This window comes from Streptomyces sp. NPDC006510 (assembly GCF_040611955.1).
GTDB lineage: Bacteria > Actinomycetota > Actinomycetes > Streptomycetales > Streptomycetaceae > Streptomyces.
This window is the reverse complement of sequence record NZ_JBEXPH010000015.1, coordinates 25713-43458: the sequence shown is the minus strand read 5'-3', so window position 1 is coordinate 43458 and position 17746 is coordinate 25713. Positions and strand designations below refer to the sequence as shown.

General features: G+C 70.1%; 15 protein-coding genes. 6 read left to right on the top strand and 9 right to left on the bottom strand.

Annotated features, from left to right (window positions below; genetic code table 11):
* Nucleotides 1-186 precede the first annotated feature (186 nt).
* From ABZY11_RS07700 to ABZY11_RS07660, 9 genes are all read right to left on the bottom strand, one after another.
* Nucleotides 187-918, bottom strand: a complete 732-nt coding sequence (locus tag ABZY11_RS07700) for a phosphatase PAP2 family protein (RefSeq protein WP_356478250.1) — start codon at nt 916-918, stop codon at nt 187-189.
* A gap of 287 nt (nt 919-1205) precedes the next feature.
* The gene (locus ABZY11_RS07695; protein WP_356478249.1) at nt 1206-2216 is read right to left on the bottom strand and encodes a bifunctional lytic transglycosylase/C40 family peptidase; all 1011 of its coding nucleotides are present in this window, start codon (nt 2214-2216) and stop codon (nt 1206-1208) included.
* 213 nt (nt 2217-2429) lie between these two features.
* Complete coding sequence (locus ABZY11_RS07690) at nt 2430-3035, bottom strand: hypothetical protein (protein ID WP_356478248.1); 606 nt, start codon at nt 3033-3035, stop codon at nt 2430-2432.
* Nucleotides 3032-5362, bottom strand: a complete 2331-nt coding sequence (locus tag ABZY11_RS07685) for an alpha/beta hydrolase (protein WP_356478285.1) — start codon at nt 5360-5362, stop codon at nt 3032-3034. The genes ABZY11_RS07690 and ABZY11_RS07685 overlap by 4 nt, the downstream gene beginning before the upstream one ends.
* Nucleotides 5363-5629: 267 nt before the next feature.
* Nucleotides 5630-6085 (bottom strand): hypothetical protein, encoded by a 456-nt coding sequence (locus tag ABZY11_RS07680; RefSeq protein ID WP_356478284.1) that lies wholly within the window; start codon nt 6083-6085, stop codon nt 5630-5632.
* Nucleotides 6086-6186: 101 nt separating this feature from the next.
* Nucleotides 6187-7974: an alpha/beta hydrolase gene (locus tag ABZY11_RS07675; protein WP_356478247.1), complete on the bottom strand. Its 1788-nt coding sequence runs from the start codon at nt 7972-7974 to the stop codon at nt 6187-6189.
* Nucleotides 7971-8378: a hypothetical protein gene (locus ABZY11_RS07670; protein ID WP_356478246.1), complete on the bottom strand. Its 408-nt coding sequence runs from the start codon at nt 8376-8378 to the stop codon at nt 7971-7973. Before ABZY11_RS07670 ends, ABZY11_RS07675 begins: the two co-directional genes overlap by 4 nt.
* Before the next feature lie 184 nt (nt 8379-8562).
* Complete coding sequence (locus ABZY11_RS07665; protein WP_356478245.1) at nt 8563-9234, bottom strand: hypothetical protein; 672 nt, start codon at nt 9232-9234, stop codon at nt 8563-8565.
* 179 nt (nt 9235-9413) lie between these two features.
* Nucleotides 9414-10274: a hypothetical protein gene (locus ABZY11_RS07660; RefSeq protein ID WP_356478244.1), complete on the bottom strand. Its 861-nt coding sequence runs from the start codon at nt 10272-10274 to the stop codon at nt 9414-9416.
* 267 nt (nt 10275-10541) lie between these two features.
* Between ABZY11_RS07660 and ABZY11_RS07655 the strand changes: the two genes are divergently transcribed.
* The 6 genes from ABZY11_RS07655 (at nt 10542) to ABZY11_RS07630 (ending at nt 17692) form a co-directional block, all read left to right on the top strand.
* Nucleotides 10542-11297 carry a DUF4232 domain-containing protein gene (locus ABZY11_RS07655; RefSeq protein WP_356478243.1) on the top strand — a complete coding sequence of 252 codons (756 nt, stop codon included), beginning with the start codon at nt 10542-10544 and terminating at the stop codon, nt 11295-11297.
* Nucleotides 11298-11849: 552 nt separating this feature from the next.
* Nucleotides 11850-12665 carry a serine/threonine protein kinase gene (locus ABZY11_RS07650; RefSeq protein ID WP_356478283.1) on the top strand — a complete coding sequence of 272 codons (816 nt, stop codon included), beginning with the start codon at nt 11850-11852 and terminating at the stop codon, nt 12663-12665.
* An 81-nt stretch (nt 12666-12746) separates the two neighbouring features.
* The gene (locus ABZY11_RS07645) at nt 12747-14156 is read left to right on the top strand and encodes a serine/threonine-protein kinase (protein WP_356478242.1); all 1410 of its coding nucleotides are present in this window, start codon (nt 12747-12749) and stop codon (nt 14154-14156) included.
* Between the two features lie 139 nt (nt 14157-14295).
* A complete protein-coding gene (locus ABZY11_RS07640; protein ID WP_356478241.1) occupies nt 14296-15315 on the top strand; it encodes a hypothetical protein in 1020 nt (339 codons plus the stop codon).
* A gap of 35 nt (nt 15316-15350) precedes the next feature.
* Complete coding sequence (locus tag ABZY11_RS07635) at nt 15351-16340, top strand: esterase family protein (RefSeq protein ID WP_356478240.1); 990 nt, start codon at nt 15351-15353, stop codon at nt 16338-16340.
* 113 nt (nt 16341-16453) lie between these two features.
* Nucleotides 16454-17692, top strand: coding sequence for a DUF4185 domain-containing protein (locus ABZY11_RS07630; RefSeq protein WP_356478239.1), 1239 nt, complete (start codon nt 16454-16456; stop codon nt 17690-17692).
* The last annotated feature ends 54 nt before the right edge of the window (nt 17693-17746 follow it).

The following is a 17746-nucleotide window of genomic DNA, read 5'->3' as shown; positions in this document are numbered from 1 at the left end:
CTGCCCCCCCCCGCCCCCCCGCCCCCCGCCCCCGCCCCCCCCCCCCGGGGGGGGGGGGGGGGGGGGGGGGGGGGGGGGCCCGCCCCCCCCCCCCCCCCCCCCACGGCCGGGGCCCTGCGCCGGGTCCACGCGGCCAGGTCCTGCCCGGCCGGGTTCTACGCGGCGTCGGCGTCCGGCAGGGCGGCCCTACGCGGCCAGGTCCTTCTCGCCGTCTCCGCCGCCCGTGCCCGGCCGCGGCTCGGGAATTCCGAACGCCCCGGCCCGGCTTCCGGCCGCGGCCACCGACACCGGCCGGCGCGACCGTACGAGCCACCCGAACCGGTCCGAACGCGAGACGGCCGCCGTCAACGGGGTCAGCAGCATCATCGCCAGCGGGGCGAGCAGCAGGGCGACCGCCGTGCCGAGCGCGAATCCGCCGACGACGTCGGTCGGGTAGTGGACGCCCATGTAGATCCGGCAGAAGCCCTCCAGGAGGGCGAGCGCGATGGCGGCGATGCCGAACTTCCGGTTGGCCACGAAGATCCCGACGGCCAGCGCCATCGCCATCGTGGCGTGGTCGCTCACGAAGGAGAAGTCGTTCTTCCCCGCCACCAGGACGTCGAGCCCCTGGTGGTCCTTGAACGGGCGGGGCCGGTGCACGAATCCGCGGATCGGAATGTTGATCAGGAGCGCGATCCCGGCGGCGAGCGGTGCCCAGACGATCCCGGAGACCGCCGTCACCGAGTCGTCGGCCGTGCCGCGCCGGCGCACGCTCCACCAGCACCACAGGACCACGAGCACCATGCCGAGCATGATTCCGTACTCACCGACGAACTCCATGACCCGGTCGAACCAGGTGGGAGCGGACTTCGCGAGTCCGTTGATGTCGTAGAGCAGGCTGACGTCGGGGTTCGACCCATCCAGTGCGAGTCCAGCCATCTGCTGCGGCCCCTTGCCTTGTCTGCTGCCGCGGGCACACCCGTGTGCACCGCTTTGACGAACCCCCGTGTCGGTTCGATCACTGCGCGGATCGGTACTGCACGCATCGGTACCGCGTAAATCGGTGCTGCGTGGATCGATGCCCCGGTCCACCCAGGGAACGACGTCCCCTGTGCGTGCGTTCCACTCTCCACCGAATGATCACCATGACGTTATCGAAGAGTGACTCATCGTCGCAGCTCAGGGCCCAGGCTTCACAGAGAGTTCCGGCCACCGCCGCCGCTGCGTCATGCCGCCGGCCGGGCCGTCGGAAGGGCCGCAGCTCCGTCCTTGGTCACCCGCGTCGCGCCGAAGTAGTCGGGCGTATCGATCTTGTCGAACCGGATCACGGCCCCGGTGTACGGAGCGTTGATCATGTACCCGCCGCCGACATAGAGCCCCACGTGATGGATGGCCCGCGAGTTGGTCAGGTCGTCGGAGAAGAACACGAGGTCGCCCGGGAGCAGCTCGTCCCGGGAGGGGTGCGGCCCGGCGTTGTACTGATCGTTCGCCACCCGGGGCAGTTCGATGTCCACGGTCCGGTACGCGGCCTGGGTCAGCCCCGAGCAGTCGAACCGCCCGTTCTGCTCGGGCGTGCCGTTGCCGCCCCAGAGGTACGGCGTACCGAGCTTCTTCTGCGCGAAGTAGATCGCCCCGGCCGCCTGCTGCGAGGGCTGCACGCGCCCGACGGGCCTGGCGAAGCTCTTCTCCAGGGAACGGATGATGGTGACGTAGTTCTGTGTCTCGGAAATGTCCGGAACTCCACCGGCCCGGATCACCCGGTACGCGCCGGCGTTGTACGCGGCCAGCATGTTGTCCGTCTGATCCCCCGGCACCTTCTTCACGTAGCCGGCAAGTTCGCAGTCGTACGAGGCGGCGGACGGGATCGCGTCGGCCGGGTCCCATACGTCCCGGTCGCCGTCCTTGTCCCCGTCGATCCCGTGTCCGGCCCAGGTGCCCGGGATGAACTGGGCGATGCCCTGCGCGGCGGCGGGGCTCTCGGCCCGGGGGTTCCACCCGCTCTCCTGGTACAGCTGGGCGGCGAGCAGGGCCGGGTTGATGGCGGGACAGAGGTTGCCCCACTTCTCCACCAGCGGCTGGTACTTCGCGGGCACGGCCCCCTTGGCCAGCGCAACAGCCCCGCCGCCACCGGACCCTACAAGTCCGGCGGCGGCGGAGTACGTACCGACGACGAGCAGCGCCACGAAGCACATGGCCATGCCGACACCGATGCCACCGACCACCCAGAATTTCCGCACCCCTCAACCATCCCCCATCCGGGACGCGTTCATGGGCGGTTTCGAGGGTGTGTACGAGCCTTCCGGGTCATCGGGTTCACCGACCGGTCATTTCGGCGCACGTGAACGCCATTCCGGCGCACGGGGACGGGAGCCCGGCGCACGGGACGACCCGCCCGGCGCACCGGGTGCGCCGGGCGGGTCGGGCGGGTCGTCCGGTGTGCTGAGTAACTATCAGGATGCGCCGACCGACCAGAAGTCGGAGCGCACATTGGGGCTCGGGAGCGGGTAGACGCCCTTGTAGGCCGGCCCGTTCGGCTTGGACGCGGAGTCGGCGACCTTCGACTCCTTCGCACAGGGGGTGTCCGCCTCGAAGAAGGCCTGCCCCTTGGCCCGGATGCTCACGCTGATGCCGAATCCGTCCTTCGTCACCGCGTAGACCGCCGGGAACTCCGTGTCGTTGTTCTTCGCCTTGATGCGGTAGTCGCTCGCGCGCCAGAACTTCTCGATCTGGTCCAGGAAGCTCTGCCGCCGTTCCGCGGACACGATGGTCATGACGGTGCGCCTGCGCGTCACGTCACAGCTGCCCTTGGTCGTAGGACCGTGGGCCCACTGCACCTCGGGGTCGATCTCCTTCAGCACGGCATCGAGCATGCCGTCGGCCCGGTCGGCGGCCTCCTGCATGTCCATGCCGTTCCCCTTGGTGCTCTTGTCGCTCTTGGCGCTCTTGGTGGCCGTGGTGCTCGTGTTCGCACCGGACTGCGCCTTCTCGCTGCCGCAGGCGGACAGCGTGAAGCCGACAGCCAGAGCCACCGCAATGATCTGGAACCTTCGCCTCATCGCTGTTCCTCCATCTTGAGCCGGTCGGAGTGTCCCGACACGATAAGAGCGATGCTGTCGGCGGACATGGCGTCCCGTACCGGGTTGAAGTAGTTGGAGTGCGCGTCGAAGCTAACACCGTCACCGCTGATCAGCGGCTGACCGGGAGCCACCGGGAACCGCTGGGCTCCGAAGGCCTTGCTCGCCGGGTCCTTGCCGAACCAGAGGTCGTCGTCGCCCGGGTCCGCGAGGTCCCCTGCGGCGTACGCACCGGCCGGACCGCCCAGGAGCATCCCGATCCCACCCACGACGACCTGCGTCTTGGACGGGAGTTTGGTCACCGGGTCGTTGGCCGCGGCGCCGACGAAGACGTGCCCGGCGCCGACTCCGAGGTCCACGGCACGGTCCACGCCCACCCCGGGGCTGCCGACCAGGATGATGTCGTCCACCCCCGGGATTCCCCCGAGGCGCTGGGTCGCGGCACCGACGGTGCGGGAACCGTAGGAGTGTCCGATGGCCGTGATGTGCGGGTCCTTGTTCTGGTTGGTGGCCGCGATGCCGCCCATGAAGTCGTAGTAGGCCGCACCGCCCTTCTCCGCCCGGCCGGTGCCCGCGACCGCCAGGCTCGACAGCCCGTCCGGCGTCTGCGGTGCGTCGTAGCCGAGCCAGACGATCGCCGCGCTGGACGGGTCGTAGCCCTGGGCGCCGATCGCCGTGTCACGGGCGCGCTTGAGGTCGTTCTTCGCGAATTCCTCGTCGAGGGAGGTGTTCAGCCCCGGCACGTAGGCCGACACGTTCTTCGAGGTGTCCGGGTTGCCGTAGGAGACGATCGCCCGTCCGTTGCCCTCGTCGCTGATGCCGATGAGGTACATCGGGGGCTGGCTGCCCTCCTTCAGCTGCCGGTCGATCTCCCGCAGCCCGGCCAGCTGCTCCTTCGACTTCTTGTCGGTCTGGCCCTCCAGTTTCGAGATCAGGTCCGGCAGGTGCCGGCGGTTGGCCGTGTCCCGGTCCGCCACCGGAATCCCGTCCAGGCTGCCGATCTGGTCCGGGGAGAGCTCCAGGTACCGATCGCGCTGCTGCTGCGTCAGCCCGTTCCACCACGCCTTGCGGCCGGCCGCGCTGGAACCGCGCGGGATGCGGTCGTTGAGGTACTGCCGCTCCGCGTCCCGTACCGCCGACTCGACGCGCGTACCGGACCCGGGCAGCCCGGTGAGCGCGCCGCCGCCTCCGCCGGAACCCTTGGCCACGTCCCAGGCGGCGGCCACGTACTTGCCCTTGTCCCACTTGCCGCCTGCCTTGTTCGCGGCCTGCGCGTACTGGTCGACGACGCCCTTGGCGGTGTCGACGGGGTGCGCGATCGTGTCGATGGCCCCGGTGACGTCGCCCAGCAGACCGTCGTTGCCCACGACGCCGGTGAGGAAGTTGCCCTTCGAGTTGTCGGTGGATCCGGGGACCGGGGTTTGTCTACCCGCGTTGACCTCTGTAGAAGAATCACCGGTCCCGTTCGAACCACCGGCCGCGCCGGCCGAGCCGGAACCGCCGGAAGCGTCGGACCCACCGGAGCCACTGCCGCCGGAACCACTGCCTCCGGCCCCGCTTCCACCGGAGCCGTTGCCCCCGGTCGCGTTGCCGCCGGTCGCGTCGGACCCGCCGGAGCCGGTTCCACCGGTCACGGTCGCACCATCGCCCCCGGCGCCGCCCCCGCTGCCGTTCCCATTCCCGTTGCCATTGCCGTTGCCGTTGCCACCGTTTCCGGCGACGACGTCCACATCGGGCGGCGGGCAGGAGCTACCGGTCAGCTGGCAGATGGCGTTCTGGAGCTGGCCGGTCAGCTGACCGCCGATCCCCGTGGCCACGAGCCCGCCGATGAGGGCCACGACCACGAGGATCATGCCCAGGTACTCCATCGCGGTCTGACCGGTGTCCCGACGCCACTTGATCATCCGAACGACGCTGAACAGCCGGTGCTCGACGCGCTGTTCGGCAGTGAGCCGGAACCACGCACGCGACCGGGGCCGGCACAGCAGGACGAGTCCGACAACGGGCAGTACCAGTTGCGTCACGCCCCGGCCGTTGTCCGCGTCGCTCAGCGTCGCCAGCGCGCCGAGCAGGAGCCAGGCATGAACGGCCAGCAGCCCGCGCCAGATCCAGACGCCACCGGTCCGCATGTACAGCGACAACGCGAACCCGGTGAGGCCGGGCAGCGCGGCGTACAGCACCATTCCAAGGAGCCGACCGTCCACCGCATCGACCGACGACGCCACGAGCAGCGCGTTGAACGCGCCTATGACCGTGACGACGAAGAGCAATCGGACGAGAATCAGCACCGCCTGCAAGGGGCGCGACAGTGACTGCCTGCCCGGAGGGACCTCAGTGGTGCTCACGTCAGCACCACCTGGTACCGCTAATTCTCGTATGCCAGACACGGCGAGTCTCCCCAGCTTTGTGAGTGGGCGCAGCGACAGTTCCCCCCCCGGTATCCGTATGCGACCACAACAGCGCGGGGCCCGGCATGGGCCCCAGGACCCAATGCCGGGCTCAACGTCGATCCCCCGACCCATCCCGTACCGCCACCGACCAGCCTGTTACGGGTCATTGGGGGCAGCGACAGAACGTCAGGAGGCTCCGGCGGACCAGAAGTCGGAGTGGACGTTGGGGCGGGGCAGGGGGTAGACGCCGTCGTATCCGGGGCCGTTCGGCGGCGTGGTGGATTCAGCGACCTCCGACTCCTTCACGCAGGGGCTGTCCACCTCGAAGAAGGCCTGGCCCTCGCCACCGATACTGAGGCTGACCCCGAAGCCGTCCTTCGTCTGCGCATAGATCGCCGGAACACTCGCATTCTTGTTAACGGCCTTGATTCTGTACCCACTCCGGCGCCAGAAGCGGTCCACCACACCAAGAAAATTCCCCCTCCGACCTTCGGATACAACAGTCATGACTACGCGCATACGAGACACATCGCAGCTACCCTTGCTGGTTGGTCCGTGCGCCCACTGAACTTCTGGCTTGATCTCTCCCAACACGGAATCGAGAAGCCGATCAGCGCGATTCGCCGCGTCCTGCATGTCCATCATCTCCCGCCCTCCCGGACTTGGTGAGGCAATTTCCTCCGCGCAACCAGAAAGCACCAAACACGACGCCACCGCTACGACGAAATCCTGAAACTTAGACCTCACCGAGGTTCCTCCATCTCGATATCGCGAGATCTCCCAGCAGCGATCAGCGCAATACTGTCCGCGGACACGGAATCCTTCTTCGGATTGAAATACTGGGAGTGCGCATCGAGCGAGAGACCATGCCCGCCGACAAGAGGAGGACCCTCGTTGACGGGGAAGCGTCGAGCACCAAAAGCTTCACTCGCCGGATCCTTGCCGAACCAGAGGTCGTCGTCCCCCTGGTCGACAATGTCCCCCGCCAAATATCCGACCACCGGTCCGGCAGCGATCGTTGCCACAGCGCCCACAACACCCTCCCGCCCGGACGGAACCTTGGTTACCACGTCATGTTCGGCTGCACCAACGAAGACGTGATCCTTGCCGACTCCGAGATCCTCAGCGCGATTGACACCTACCCCCGGACTTCCGACCAAGATGATTTCGTCAACCCCCGGGATGCCATCGCCATGTTGCGTCGCAGCTCCTACTGTGCGCGAACCGTACGAGTGCCCGATAGCCGTCAGGTGCGGATCCCCGGTTTCATTGGTAGCCGACAGTCCAGCCATGAACCCATTGAAGGCGACTCCACCCTTCTCAGCCCTTTCAGTTCCCATCACCGACAGACTGGCGGTGCCATCCGGAGATTGCGGTGCGTCATACCCGAGCCAAGTAATGGCCGCACTGGAGTGATCGTACTTATGGGCACCCTTGGCAGTGTCCCAGGCACGCTTGATGTCACCTTTTGCGAATTCCTCATCCAGGGAAGTATTCAGCCCGGGCACATAAGCCGCCACATTCTTCGCCGTATCCGGATTCCCAAAGGAGACAATCGCCCGCCCGTTCCCCTCGTCCCCGATGCCCAGCAGGTACATCGGGGGCTGGCTGCCCGCTCGCAGCTGCCGGTCGATCTCCCGCAGCGCTGCCAACTGTGTCTCCGACTTCGTGTCGTCCCGGCCCTCCAGCTTCCCCATCAGCAGCTGGATGTTGTCCCGGTTCGCCGCATCCCGCACCAAGGCCGGAATGCCGTCCAGGTTGCCGATCTGGTCCGGGTACACCGCGAGGTACTCCTCGCGCTGTTCGTCCGTCAGGGCGGCCCACCATGCCTTCCGCTCGGCCGGTGACGCGTCGCGCGGGATCGCTTCTTTCAGGTAGCCGCGCGCCGCTCCCCGTACCGCTGCCGCATCGCCCGCCGCGTCCTGCCACGTCGAGTCCGGGACCTTCAGGCCCTCCTCGGCCTTCAGCTTCCGCAGGATTCGGGCATACCGCCAGTCGATCTCGGCCGCCGTGCGCACGGCCTTCGCCACCCGGTCCGCGATGTCCTGCGCCTTCGCCGCGTTCGGGTTGGGGGCGACCAGGCCCGAAGGCGAGTGCAGGCCGGGCAGCGCGTCCCCCGTCGACACCCGCCCGCCCGGCAACGGTTTGCCGTCGATCAGGCCCTCCCCCGCCTCCGGATACGTCACCGAACCGTCCCCGTGCACGGTGAACTTCAGGGCCTCCGCGTCATCGAGCGCCTCCCGCAACGACCGTTGCTGGGCACGCAGTTCATGGGCCAGGCTGTTCAGCGTCGTACGGAGCAAGCCGCACTCCGTGTAGACGTAACTCAGGTTCCGGCTCATCTGCCGCAGCCGTCCGACCGCCGCCTTCGCCGCCTCGCCGCGCTGCGTATCGCGCAATCCGTTCAGCAGCTGCGTCTCGATCCGGTCCCGGCCCGCGTCGGCACGGTTGCTCGCTTTCCCCCACCCGTCGGCCGCGCCCTCCAGTTCGCCGCACTTCAGGTCCCGTAACTGTGCCCAGGTCAGAGTCATCGCGCCTCGCCCCGACCCGCCGAAGTCACTGGTGCGAAGGCGGACTTCACGGTCTCGTTCGTCTCGCCCTGGGCCTGGGCCACGGCCCGTAGCTTCCCGGCCAGCGCCCGGCACTCCCCGCGCGCCGCCTCGAACCTCCGCGTCCACGACTCCCGTACGGCGCCCAGTTCCGCCAGCGCCGTCAGCCCGCCCGTCCCGGCGAGAAGGCCCTCGTGTGCGGTCTCCAGCTCCGACTTCACCGGGCCGAGGTGCGTACACATCCCCTCCGCGCCACCGGCTGCCCGCAGCCACACATCGTCGCTGTGCTTCAGTACGTCCCCGCCTACCTCCCCGCCACCACCACCCGCCAGATCGCTCAGCCGCTGACGGCCGCCCGGCTGTCCCGCCACTGCCACTCCGCCCACCCCGTTCCTTGATCGCGGAGCGGCACTGTGCCAAATCCCGCGAACGCGACACGCCACGCATCCGGACGGGGACGAGCGGAGCGGCCCGTGATTCCCGGTCGTCCCAACGCGACGGCACCCAACGCGGATCACCCGAACGGTGGACGGTCCCAAGGGGGGCAAGGGGGAGCCCACCGGGCCGCTCCTACCCGCGGCCGGCGCCCCGCCGTACGTCCTCGGGTCCACCCGTGGCCAGGCGGTGCAGCGCAGCGGCGGCCCGGTCCTCGGGGGCGGTTCCGTCCTCCGGGATGTACCACATGACGTACTGCCAGGCGTCCTCTCCGCTCTGCCCGGCGGCCGGCCCAGTGCGGTATGCGAGGGAGACGGCGGTGAGGTCCCGGTCCCTGAAGTCGGTGCCCACCCAGCCCGGCTCCACGTCCCAGCGGGTCAGCAGATCCGGCCGGTCACGCAGACCCGCCGCGATCAGCCGGGCGGTCCTGCGGGCCGGCCACGTCCACGAGTGGTCGTTCTCGGCACGCGCGATCTCGGCGTCGTACGCGGCGGCCTCGAAGCGGTACTCGGGAAGCTCGCGCGCGGGCAGCAGGGAGGGTGGCGGGGACGGGCGGCGCCAGTCGGACCAGACGACGTGGTCCCCGTCCCTGCGGATGGTGACGTGGAGCGCGCCGCAGCAGCCCTCGCTGCAGTACGCCTCCGCGAGCTGCACTTCCCGTGGTTCGTCCGTGGCCCGCAGGCGGCCGCTGTCCAGCAGGTACTCCGGGGCGTGCGTGGGACCCCGGCCGAACGCCTCCGGCACCAGAAGGCGTCCGTCGATCAGCATGCGCGTCTCGACGATGTCCGGGTCCACCGGATCGTGCACCGTGGCCTCTATCCTCAACCGGCGTACCGGGCCCGCGTGTTCAGGGCTGCCCGTCGATTCGGCCCCGCGGCGGAACGGCTGCCGTGCCGTGCGCCGGGCCCACTCCACCCGCCGCCGCTCACCGGAGTCGACGCCCTCTTCGGGCTCACCGTCCAGGAGAGCCTGCCAGGCCGGCCGGCTCAGTACGGACTCCAGGCCGTCCCCAGCAACGCCTCACGCCGGCCCGTCCCCCACTCCAGCAGGCGGCTCGGGCCACTGTGCAGTTCGAGCGCGACGGACAGCAGGACCGCGTAGTGGTCGAGGGCGGGCGGCAGTTCGGTGACGCACGCGGCGAACGCTTCGTGGAGTCTGACGGCCACCGGGCAGGCGAGGATCTCGGCCCGGTCGTCGTTCGCACTCGACATCCGGCGCAGCAACCGTCCCGTCCCGGCCACCAGCCCGGCTTCGTGGGGGCGCTCCTCCCGCAGGATCTCGGCGAGCCGGACGGCCTCGGCGACTCTGCGAGCGGTCTCGGGACGCACGGCGCCCGCCTTGTCCAGAACAGCCTCCAGCCGTCCCCGTACGCACATGGTGGGCTCGCCGGCGGCGAGGGCGTCGACCAGGTCGCGCAGCTCAGGGGCCCTGGCGTAGTGGCCCAGCCACACCAGGGCCGCGGTCGGGCCGTCGATGGCGTCGAGCGCCTGCACGGCATGGCCGGCGAGGTCCTGGAGCTGCCCGAGGATCCTGAGGTACGGGACGTCCTCGGGCTCACCGAGGCGGGTCAGGAGTGCGAGGCCGACGCAGACCGCCATGGGACTGGTTCCCGTACGTGTCAGGCACCGGCCGAGCGCCCGCGCCCGGGCCTCGTCCGGCAACGGCAGCCCGGCGACCGCGAACTGGACATGCCCGCCCCGAATGCTCGGTCCGGCGAGGCGAAGATGAATCTCTTCGGCGGCCCGAACGGTGTCGGCCGCGTCAGGCGGGTCGGTGTCGGTGCGAGCCGGGTCCGGGGCGGCCGTCAGAGGGGCCAGCACATCCGTCAGTGCCGCACCGCCCGCCACGCGGCGGACGGCCTGAGCCGGCCCGAGGCGGCTCGGCTCAGGTGGCGGCCCGGCTCAGGCGGCGGGTCGGCCGATGGGCGGGCCACCCGCCTTGGGCCGTGAGCCCCAGGACCTTTCCGGGACCGATTTCGAAGACGTCAGCAGTACGTCAGCGAGGCATCAGCGGAACGTGAGCGATCCACAGGAAGCTTTGGTTGTCAAGAGGTCAGAGAGAGCGGTTAGCCGCAGGATCCGGGCCTTGCCTCACCCTCATCCTGGGAGAATTCCATGCGTACGATCCGCACCCGCAAGCACACCGCTGCTCTCGGCGCCGTCACCGCGGTGCTCGCCCTGGCACTCACCGCCTGCAACGGGGACGACTCCGGCACGAAGTCCGCCGGCGCGGCGAACAACGCCGCATCGGACGGCGCTTCGACGGACGCCTCCCAGCCCGCCGACGGGAAGGACACGGACACCGCGAAGACCGGCGGTGCCGCGCAGAACACCGGAGCCACGAAGGCGGGCACCTCGAAGACCGGCACGTCCAACAGTGGCTCCGCGACGGGCGGCAACACCAGCGACAGCTACGCCTACAAGCACCCGTGCAAGAGCGGGGACCTGTCGATCCGCGTGTACCCCCGGGAGGGTTCGGCCACCCAACACGTGATCGAGGTCAACAACACCGGCGCGAACTCCTGCGGCCTGAGCTACTTCCCGCGGGTCAGCCTGGGCGCCGCGAAGGCCTCGGACCACAGCAAGGACATCACGCCGGCGGTTCCCGGTGGCCTGGGCGGCGCACCCGCATACCCGGTCAAGCCCAAGACGGCCGCAATCGCGGTGATCGACCTCAACCCGAGCGGGGCGAACGGCCTGACCTGGATCGACGAGCTGAACGTGCTGGCCGACGGCGACCACATGGCCAACGCGGACACGCAGAACTTCCCGCTCGGCCCCGACGTGAAGGTGCTCGACCCGAAGCTGGGCCTGTACCGGAGCACGGTTGCCGACGCGGTGACCTCCATGAAGTCGGCGGGCAACTCCTGACCTGCTGAGCCGGGGCGTACGACGAGCTCTGCGGGGAGGCAGATTCTCTCTCCCTCCCCCTCTCCCCTCGCCGCCCGTACCGCACCCGACTCGCGTAGGGCCCGGATCCCCAGTGCATGGGATCCGGGCCCTGCGGCGTTCACGGTCACGGACGATCGCGGCCGCCGACCCGGCCCTCTCTGGCGGGCCGGCCCCCGCCGGAGGGCTACCGGACCAGTTCAACGGATGCGCCAAATCGAGCCAGTTCGCCAAAGCGGGCAAAGGCGCGTTCCGCAGCGAATACTCCCCTGCCGGACGCCGGGTTCCGCACGGAGTCCGGCCGGTTCCGGCTCTCCTCCCTGGGCAAGAACCTGAAGCTGGGTGCCCGGCACGAGCCCCGTCGACGCCCGTATTCGAGCCAGCACCGCACCGTGGCGGGCGGCCCGGCGGGCGGCCTTTTCGGACGGCCTGATGGCAGTCCGAAAACGACCAGAACCCGAGCGGGGACCGCATCCCCGGATGGGTAACGTTCGACGGGTGTGAGAGTCACCGACACGGGGCGAGGTGGGTGCACTGAGCGGGATAGTGGTCTATCTGCCGCGGCGGAACGGTGACGTCGCAGGGGTACCGTCCGGCGACCCGGTGACGTTGCGGCTCGGCCCGGGGGAAACGGCGCGTTTCGGGCGGGGCTCCGCGACGATCCCGGTCGAACTGCGCCTGGACGACGAGGCCATCTCCCGGCTGGCCGGCGAGATCCGGGTGACGGACGACCACTGGCAGCTCAGCAACCACAGCGCGACCCAGAGCTACCTGGTGGAGAACCCGGAGGGAGCGGGAGAATATCTGCGGGTCCCGCCCCGGCGGGCCGGCGCCCCCATCCCCTTCGAGTTCTCCCGGGTCGTGCTGCCCACCCGCCGCAACACCACCGTCGCCTTCCAGGTGTTCGCACCCGACCACGTCTATCTGGACCCCGACGGCATGGCGGGCCAGTGGGGCAGCCGCACCGTCACGGCGTACTCACTGGACGAGACGGCCCTCTACTTCCTGGTCCTGGTCGCGCTCTGCGAGCCGCGGCTGCGCGACGAGTCGCCGGTCGCGGTGCCGACGACCCCGCAGATCGTCGAGCGGCTGAGGGGGCACGTCGCGTGCGGCCGGTTGAAGGCCCGGGCGGTCAGCTCGCACATCGACTACCTCGCCGAGGAGAAGATGCGGATCAGCGCTCCGCCCGGACACGGATCCGGGGGACCTCGCCGCAACGGCAAGCGGGAGACCCTCGTCGGGATCGCGCTGCGGTTCGGACTCGTACGGGAGGAACATCTGGCGCTGCTGCCGCCCCGGGCCGCACCCCGCGTCCGGGAGCGGGAGTGGGCGCGGGAGTCGGGCAGTTGAGACGCGGGCTCACTGGGTACAGCGGGGTCACGGGACGCGGCGGCCCGCAGCGCTACGGACGGGGGACCGGAGGGGGAGACGGTGTATGGACGGGGCGGCACATCGGGCAGTGACCGCACGGAGCTGCTCCCGCGCGGCTACCGGGTCGGCGGCTGGGAGGTCACCGAGCCGATCGCGTCCGGCGGCTGGGCAACGGTGTACGCGGGCCGCTCGGCCGGCTCCTCGGCATCGGCACAGGAGCCGGTGGAGGTCGCGCTCAAGGTCCTGCCGACGGCGGGGCTCGCACCGCGCCAGGCCCGCAAGGTCGCGGAGACCGCCCGGCGCGAGGTCGAACTCGGCCACCGGGCCGGCCATCCGAGACTGATCCGGCTGCTGGACTCCGTCGTGATCAGCGATCCGGACCGGGCGTTCCTGGACGGCGCGATCGTGCTGGTGATGGAGCGGGCCGAGCGCAGTCTGCGGGACCTGTTCGACGCCGGAGTCGCGGAGGCGGACGTCGCCCGGCTGTTCGCCGAGATCTGTGAAGGTCTGGCCCATCTGCACGGCAGCGGCTGGGTGCACGGCGACCTCAAGCCGGAGAACATCCTGCTGATGGCCGACGGTGCGCTCAAGCTGTCGGACTTCGGGCTCGCCACCGAGCTGACCGGCACCGCCGGCACCCACGGATACGCGCCGCCGATGGGCACCCTGGACTACCTCCCGCCCGAGCGCTGGCAGGCCCCACTCGGCGAGCACGGCGTGGAGGTCCGGCCCAGTGCCGACATCTGGGCCCTGGGCATCATGGTCCACGAGGTGTTCGCGTCCGGCGCCTCGCCGTTCCCCGGCGCGACGCCGGTGGCGCGCGGCGCGGCGGTGCAGGAGTACGCCGAGGGGCGCGCACCGCTGCGGATCGACAGTGCGCTGCCGCCGTTCTGGCGTGCCCTGGCCGCCGACTGCCTGGCCCCGAGCCACGCCGACCGCGCCGCGCACAGCGCCGAGAGCCTCCTGGCACGCATCACCGCGCGGTCGGCGCCGCCCCGGCCGGTACGCCGCAGCCGGTGGACCCGCGCCGTCCCGGTGACCGTCGCGGTGTGCGCGGTGGCCGCGACGATCTGGTCGCACGCCGTCGGCGACGCCGCGTCGGGCGCGGGTGAACCACCGGGTCGGCTCCGGGTGTTCAATGCCGACGACGGCTGCCGGGAACGCACGGACCGGAACCCGCAGTGCAGTCTCGGCCTGGCGATCGACCCCCTTCAGCCGTACACCGTCGACAACGTCGTACCGACACGGGTGTGGCACGGCGACGTCCTCGCCGTCTACTGCCGCCTCCCGCAAGGGATACCCATCATCGACGAGTCGGACGCGAGCTCCACCGAGTGGTACCGGGTCCGTCCGCCGGCCGGTTCCACCCGCTCCTCGGCCTGGCTGCCCGCCGTGCGCACGACGGACCACCCCCGGGTTCCCGACTGCCCGCGGCCCGAGTCCGTGCGTCGATTGTCGGCATCCCCGTGACGGGCTGTCACTCCGGATCGTTCCGGATGTGCCGCCCGGCGCCCCACGACTACCTTGCGGACCGCTGGCCGACGGGCCGCGCCCTCACCGGTTCTCTCCACTTCTCCACCCGGCTATTCCGACACGAAGGAGCAGGCACGTGCGTGGCTCTACCGAACGACGCGCGATTTGGAGATCAGCGGTCCTGCTGGTCGTAGTGGCCGTTTCCGGCCTCGGCAACCCGGCATTCGCACAGAGCGCGAGCGACGTACCGGGCCCCCTCGGGAACTCCGCCCCGGCCGAACTGTTCTGCGACATCCCGGCGGACCGGGACATCGCCGTGACCCGCAAGGTGTACGAGGTCGGGCAGCGCCGCGGCGTGTCCGACAAGGTGATGCTGGCCGGCTTCGAGACGGGCTGGGTCGAGTCCCGCATGAACAACCTGGCGTGCGGGGACCGGGATTCGCTCGGCGTCTTCCAGCAGCGGCCCTCCATGGGCTGGTGCGAACCCGCCCAGTGCCTCGACGTCGACTACGCGGCGAACAAGTTCTTCGAGGTGGCCCAGCAGATGGAGCCCGACTGGGACACCGCGGGCGAGCTGGCCCAGGCCGTCCAGCGCTCCGCGTACCCCGAGCGCTACCCCCAGGCGGAGGGCACCGCCCGCGAACTGATGGCCGAGGCGTTCCAGCCGTACGGGACGATAGGCGCGAAGTACGCCGGCCTGAACGGCCACGACGGACCGCTCGGCCGACCGGTCCGTGCCGAGGAGGACTCCTCGCTCGGCGGCCGGTTCCAGCTCTTCCAGAACGGGATCATCATCTGGCACCCGGACGAGGCCCACGCGATCTACGGCGACATCCTGAAGAAGTTCTGGGACACGGACGCGGAACGCCGCTGGGGATTCCCCACAACAGATGAAGCGGACGCCGCACAGGCACCGGACGGCACCCGCGGCCGCTACCAGTTCTTCGAACGCGGCCTGCTCCTGTGGTCCGCACAGACCGGCGCCCACACCGTCCACGGCGCGATCCACGACGCCTTCCACGCCGCCGGACACGAAGGCGCACTCGGCTACCCCGTCACCGACGAGATGGACGAAGCAGGCGGCAAGGCCCAGAAATTCCAGAAGGTCACCATCCACTGGAACGCCGACCGAGGCACGTGGATCACCGACAACTAGCCACCCCCACTGCCCCTTACGATCCGGAGGTCGTGTTGAGCAAGCACCAACCCACCCGCAGGAACGTCCTGAAGACCGCAGGCGGACTCTCCGCCGCGCTGGCGCTCGGCGCCGGGAGCGTCCTCGCGACGGCCACGACGGCTAGCGCGGCCGGTGACGGCTTCGGGCTGCACATCGTGAACCACGACGAGCGTGATCGCCGCATGAAGTACTACCGGTTCCAGACCGACGCGATCGGCTGGAACCCCGGAGTCAACGTCCTGCTCCCCGACGACTACGACACCAGCGGCCGCACCTACCCCGTGCTCTACCTCTTCCACGGCGGCGGCCTCACCTCGGACTTCATCGAGTTCGACCGCGCCGGTGTCCGCGACTGGACCGCCGGCAAGCCGATCATCGTCGTGATGCCCGACGGCGGCCACGCCGGCTGGTACTCCAACCCGGTCAGCTCCAACACCGGCCCCCGTAACTGGGAGACCTTCCACATCGCGCAACTCCTCCCCTGGATCGACGCGAACTTCCGGACGTACGCCGAGTACGACGGCCGGGCGGTCGCCGGGTTCTCCATGGGCGGCTTCGGCGCGCTGAAGTACGCGGCCAAGTACTACGGCCACTTCGCCTCGGTCAGCGCCCACTCCGGCCCGGCCAGCCTCCGCCGCAACCTCGGCGCGATCACGCACTGGGCCAATGTGTCCTCCGCCGCCGCGGACCTGGCGGGCGGCACCGTCTACGGCGCTCCGCTGTGGGACGAGGCCAGGGTCAGCGCCGACAACCCGGTCGAGCGCATCGAGAGCTACCGCAACAAGCGGGTCTTCCTGGTCGCCGGCACCGGTGGCCGGCCCGTTCCCTGGTTCAGCCAGGTCAGCGAGGACAACGTGCTCCAGGGCCAGCGGGAGTTCCGCGGCCTCCTCGACAGGGCCGGCATCCCGTACGAGGCGCACGAGGAGCCCGGCAGCCACGAGTTCCGCGTCCCCTTGTTCCTCCGCGACCTCGACGGCATCATCGGGCGCCTCCGCAAGGCGTAGCACGGCGCTGTGAGGAGCCGGCGCGGACGTGGTCGGGACCGGCCGAAACCCCCGGCCCCGACCACGCCGCCCCGCCCCGCTCGCCCCACCCCCAGACACACGGAGGACCGAACATGCCCACCCCCTCCCCCTCGCAGCCGGACCGCCGGGACGCCACCCGCCGGTCGGCACTCAAGGCCGGCATGGGCTTCGCCCTGGGCGCCGGCCTGCTGGGGGCCGCCCCCGGTGTGGCAGCCGCCGACGACCGATCCGCCCGGACGGCAGCCGGGCGCCCGACCGCGCGACTGCTCCAGACCGGCACGCCGCTGTGCGAGCAGCCCGGCGACTCGGCGAGCGCGCAGGGGCTCGGCTCCGGGGACCTGGCGATCCCGTACTACCGGGAGCACGACAACACCTGGGGCTACGTGTTCGGCGACGCGTTCGGCGGAATCGCCCAGGCCGACCCCTACCTGGGGTCTCCGGTGATCCTGAACCAGGCCGGTTTCGACGCCTCCGGCCGGACCCCGATCTCGTTCTCGTGGGCGATGCCCACCGGGGGCGCCGCCAATCAGTGCTTCGACTACGCGCACTGGGCGGACAACGGGCACGGCTTCGAGATCTCCCGCATTCCCAACGACTGCATCGAGTTCGGCGGGCGCACCTACATCCAGTACACGTCCGTGGCCCTGTGGGAGAACATCCCGGCCGGGTACGACGGCTCGCTGATGTCGGGCGTCGCGTACTCCGACGACTACGGCGTGACCTGGCAGGACTACCCCTACCACTGGGCCGGCGACACTCAGGGCTCGAACCAGTCCATGTACGGGATGTGGTCGTTCGCGGGCATCGACCCCGACGGCTGGCTGTACATCTTCTCCAAGCGCTGGAACGGCACCCACTCGAACACCGCCGACGGCGGGGCGATCCAGCTGTTCCGCATCCGGCCGGACGAGTTCCGCGCCGGCAACTTCGGGGCACAGGAGAACTGGGCCTTCCTGGACGGCCGTTGGCAGTGGACGAGGGCGGTGGGGCCGTCGATCATGCTGTCCGGCAACAAGATCGGGGAGTTCTCCGTCAAGCGGATCGGCAACACGTACTGCATGAGCTACTTCGACGTGGACGACTACTCGATCTGCACGCGCACCGCGCCCCGCCCGGACGCCGTATGGACCGCCCCCAAGCCCCAGATCGTCGGCGACGGCCTCCCGCCGCACCACTGGGGCAAGCCCCAGCTCCCGTTCCTCTACGGCGGATACATCCACCCCGGCAGCGCAAGCGCGACGTCCCTGACCCTGATCGCCTCGCAGTGGCAGTCGGTGAACCACGGCAAGACGCCGTACCGCGTCCTCCAGTACGACGGCATCCAGCCCTGACGCCCGGGGGGAAGACGACCCAGCGGCCTCGCTCCGGGAGCGAGGCCGCGCGGA

Excerpts from the sequence above, each read along its gene's own strand:
- ABZY11_RS07700 (WP_356478250.1), bottom strand. The coding sequence starts at position 918 with ATGGCTGGACTCGCACTGGATGGGTCGAACCCCGACGTCAGCCTGCTC.
- ABZY11_RS07680 (WP_356478284.1), bottom strand. The coding sequence starts at position 6,085 with ATGGACATGCAGGACGCGGCGAATCGCGCTGATCGGCTTCTCGATTCC.
- ABZY11_RS07630 (WP_356478239.1), top strand. The coding sequence starts at position 16,454 with ATGCCCACCCCCTCCCCCTCGCAGCCGGACCGCCGGGACGCCACCCGC.
- ABZY11_RS07690 (WP_356478248.1), bottom strand. The coding sequence starts at position 3,035 with ATGAGGCGAAGGTTCCAGATCATTGCGGTGGCTCTGGCTGTCGGCTTC.
- ABZY11_RS07655 (WP_356478243.1), top strand. The coding sequence starts at position 10,542 with ATGCGTACGATCCGCACCCGCAAGCACACCGCTGCTCTCGGCGCCGTC.
- ABZY11_RS07675 (WP_356478247.1), bottom strand. The coding sequence starts at position 7,974 with ATGACTCTGACCTGGGCACAGTTACGGGACCTGAAGTGCGGCGAACTG.